This window comes from Streptomyces sp. NPDC007162, assembly GCF_040634175.1.
Lineage (GTDB): Bacteria > Actinomycetota > Actinomycetes > Streptomycetales > Streptomycetaceae > Streptomyces.
Window position 1 is genome coordinate 1 of sequence record NZ_JBEYFC010000747.1, and the last position, 3,393, is coordinate 3,393.

The window sequence follows — 3,393 nt, forward strand, 5'->3', positions numbered from 1 at the left end:
GCACCAACCTCGCCACCGCGGACGCCAACCTGGCCGGCACCCGCGAGCTGCTCACCGTACTGGAGCCGCTGCTGACCACCCGGGCGCCGTACGACGCGGCGGCCGATGCGGGCGGGGTCGGCCGGCTCCTGGGGCGCGGCGACGCGCGGGGCGAGCGAGCGGCTGGCGGTGCGCCGGGGCGGCCAGGGCGTGGTCATCGTCGGCCTCAATTCGTGGTGCGGATTCGAAAGCGGGCCGCCGCCAGAGCGTTGTACGGCGACCCGCCGGATTGTTGAGCCGAAGCATCGTGGTTGTCACCGGCGGAGAGGGTCGAGCTGGCGATTCGGACCGGTCGAAGCAGTCCGGTCGTCACCGACAAGGCTTTCGACTTGTCACATGCGCTCATGTGCACGGAGTGCGACAGGACGGATCTAGGACGGATCTAGGACGGCAGCTCTTAGCCTCGATCTTGCACAACGGCCCCGCAATGGGCCGTCGTATATCAAAGCGCGTCACTGGACTGCCCGCCCGGTAGCAGGGTGACAGTCGGCTGGGCCGCCTGGTGGCCGGGCCACGGCCCCGCACGGCATCCGAGCGGGACGCATCACCCATCGCCGGACACTGACAACTATGAGGACTGGGAGAAACACTCAATGACTCGTGCGATCAAGGCTCTCGGCGCGCTTGCATTGGCTGGGGCATCGATCCTCGGCGTGACCTCGCAGGTGTCTGCGGACCCGAATCCGAACGTTCACGACTCCAACCCGCAGATGGCCACGCTGCCCGGCCCGTACCACGCGGGTGTCTACAGCTCCCCCTACGCGGACTCCAAAAAGATCGACGACCTCACCCTCGCGCAGGGGGATCAAGCGTACGTGGACTGCTGGGTGTCCGGTGGCACCGTCGGCACCACCGGCGACGTCTGGTACCGCACCTCGGCGGTCGTTGTGGGCGGCCAACGCCTCGATGTATATACCCCTTCCGGGGGCCCTGGCTGGACCTACGGGCCGTACGTGGATGGTGACCAGAGGTTCTGGATGTCGCCCGGTGGTCTGCCCCACTGCTAATGCCGCATCAGGCAACATTCGCCCTGTCGACGACGGCGCGTAGGCGCCGGTCGTCGGCGTGGCGGTTTCGCCAGATGATGTAGCGGCCCCTTATGCTTCCCTGTTCCTTGGGGGGGGGTGGTGCCGTCGAGATGCCCCGCTCGCACGGCACTCGCCGCCTCGTGCAGCAGCCGGCTACCAGGCCGGTGTTGTGCCGAAGCACGATAGTTGTCACCATCGGCGCCCATTGATGACCACCAGCCTCTCCACGACGGCTGGCTTCCTGAAGGTCGGCTCAGCGGGGACCGCCGAACCAGCGGTCGAGCGCCGGTTCCAGGTCATCCGCGCCTGCCCAGCACACGTAGCCGTCCGGCCGGATGAGCATCGCCTCGGTGTCGGCGCCCTGGCCCACCCGGTCCACCCGATCCGACCAAGGGCCGGCGACCCTGGCGAACGTGTCCGCAGGGTCCAGCAAAATGCCGTGCCCGGACCGCAGTAGTTCGTGCACCCGGGCCGTGCCGAGGTCCAGGTCCGGTGCGGGCCGGCCGACGAGCGGATGGGCTTCGGTGCCCGGCATCAGGTAACGGATGGCCATCCCGGACATCAGGTCGGCGAGATAGTGCTGGACGTCCGGCAGTTGGGCCATGGCCGTGAAGATCTCCCGGGCGGCCAGCACGTCCGGATCGCGGGTGCCGGCCCAGTCCATCAGCAGGCTCTGTGCCCGGACGTTGCGCAATACGGCGGCCCCGACCGGATGCCGTTCCGCGTGATAGGTGTCGAGCAGGTTCTCTGGTGCCCAGCCGTGCACGGCGGCGCCGAGCTTCCAGCCGAGATTGAGCGCGTCCTGCATCCCTGTGTTCATTCCCTGCGCGCCGAGTGGAAGGTGGACATGGGCGGCATCGCCCGCCAGGAACACCCGCCCGTGCCGGTACTGCTCGACCTGCCGTGACGCGTTGGTGATACGGCGGGCGTAGCGCAGTTCGAGCAGGTGCACCCGCGTTCCGAACACGGTGCTCAGGCCGTGGCGGATTTCGTCCTCGGTGACCGGGATCTCCCTCGGCAGTGACCAGTCCGGCCCGCCCAGGACCAGTCGGCGCAACTGCCTGCCCTGCGGATCGGTGCCGAGCGGGAACAGCGCCGCCCAGTGCCCGTCCTCGTTCCAGGTGTGCGACGTGGACGGATCGACGCCGCTCAGCCGCACGTCGGCGGCGGTGATCGTCAACGTACCGGGCTGACCGGGGAACCCGGCCCGCAGGAGCGCCCGTACGGTGCTGTGAGCTCCGTCGGCGGCGACGAGGTAACGGGAACTGAGCGTGGTGCCGTTGGCGAAAGTCGCGGTGACCCCGTTGTCATCCTGGGCGAGGCCAACCAGTTCGTGGTCCCTGCGGGCGATAAGGCCGTGCGCGGCGAGGTGCTGCTCGAAGAATCCCTCGATCACCACCTGCGGCACGGACCGCCATGGCAGACGGTGCCGGCCGGAGTGGAACGGGAGTGGGACTCCGGCGAAGTGGCCAGTGGTGGCGGGGTACTCTCCGGTGGCCAGCAAGGGCTCCAGCAGCCCTCGTTGGTCGAGCGCCTCCAGTGTGCGGGACTGCACGCCGCCTGCCTTGGACAGGTCGCTGCGCTGCGACAGCTTGTCGACCAGCACAGTCGACACCCCCGCCAGCAGCAGTTCGTTGGCCAGCGTCATTCCGGTCGGGCCGGCGCCGACGATGAGCACATCGGTGTCCATGGACTCTCCTGGGGCTATATCGATCAGGACGGAAGCAACGCTCCGCCTGCCGAGCCGCCCGAGCCAGAATCCCGCTCGATTGCGTTCGTATCTGACACCATCTACCGTCGGCTCGGTGGAATCCGACTACGACGAGCTGGATCGTCGGCTCGCGCACGCCCTGCAGATCGACGGACGTGCCCCGTTCAGCACCATCGCCGAGGTTCTCGGCGTGTCGGACCGCACCATCGCCCGCCGGTACGCCCGATTGCGGTCGGCCGGGGCGCTACGGGTGCTGGGAGGGGTCGACCCCACCCCGCTGGGCGCCATCCTGTGGTTCCTGCGGGTGCGATGTGCACCCACCGCGTCGCTCCCCGTCGCCGAGGCACTGGCCAGACGCCCCGACACGTCCTGGGTGAGCCTCAGCTCCGGCGGCACCGAGGTCACCTGCGTGGTCCGTACCGAGAGCGAGGCGGACAGCGAGGCACTGCTGCTGGCCAAACTCCCCCGCACCCCACGCGTGGAGGGCGTGACCGCGCACTCCCTCCTGCACGCCTTCTACGGCGGCCCCGACAATCTGGTCGGAAAACTCGGGTCGCTGGACGCCGAGGCGATCGAGCAACTGCGCCCGCCTCCGATGCCGCATCGGAGAGGACC

At 68.8% G+C, this 3,393-nt stretch carries 3 protein-coding genes and 2 pseudogenes; 2 read left to right on the plus strand and 3 right to left on the minus strand.

The annotated features are described in order from the left end of the window. Nucleotides 1–197 (minus strand): annotated as a pseudogene (locus tag ABZ646_RS43225) (hypothetical protein); the annotation flags it as partial. A gap of 435 nt (nucleotides 198–632) precedes the next feature. On the opposite strand from ABZ646_RS43225, the gene ABZ646_RS43230 reads away from it, so the two are divergent. Beyond that, nucleotides 633–1,046 (plus strand): hypothetical protein, encoded by a 414-nt coding sequence (locus ABZ646_RS43230; RefSeq protein ID WP_360532296.1) that lies wholly within the window; start codon nucleotides 633–635, stop codon nucleotides 1,044–1,046. 7 nt (nucleotides 1,047–1,053) lie between these two features. Here ABZ646_RS43230 and ABZ646_RS43235 read toward each other — a convergent pair. After that, nucleotides 1,054–1,198, minus strand: a pseudogene (locus tag ABZ646_RS43235) (IS630 family transposase); the annotation flags it as partial. A gap of 122 nt (nucleotides 1,199–1,320) precedes the next feature. Continuing rightward, nucleotides 1,321–2,757: an FAD-dependent monooxygenase gene (locus ABZ646_RS43240; RefSeq protein WP_360532299.1), complete on the minus strand. Its 1,437-nt coding sequence runs from the start codon at nucleotides 2,755–2,757 to the stop codon at nucleotides 1,321–1,323. Between the two features lie 115 nt (nucleotides 2,758–2,872). Here ABZ646_RS43240 and ABZ646_RS43245 point away from each other — a divergent pair. Next, on the plus strand, nucleotides 2,873–3,393 hold a 521-nt coding region (locus tag ABZ646_RS43245; protein WP_360532302.1), incomplete at its 3' end, for an Lrp/AsnC family transcriptional regulator.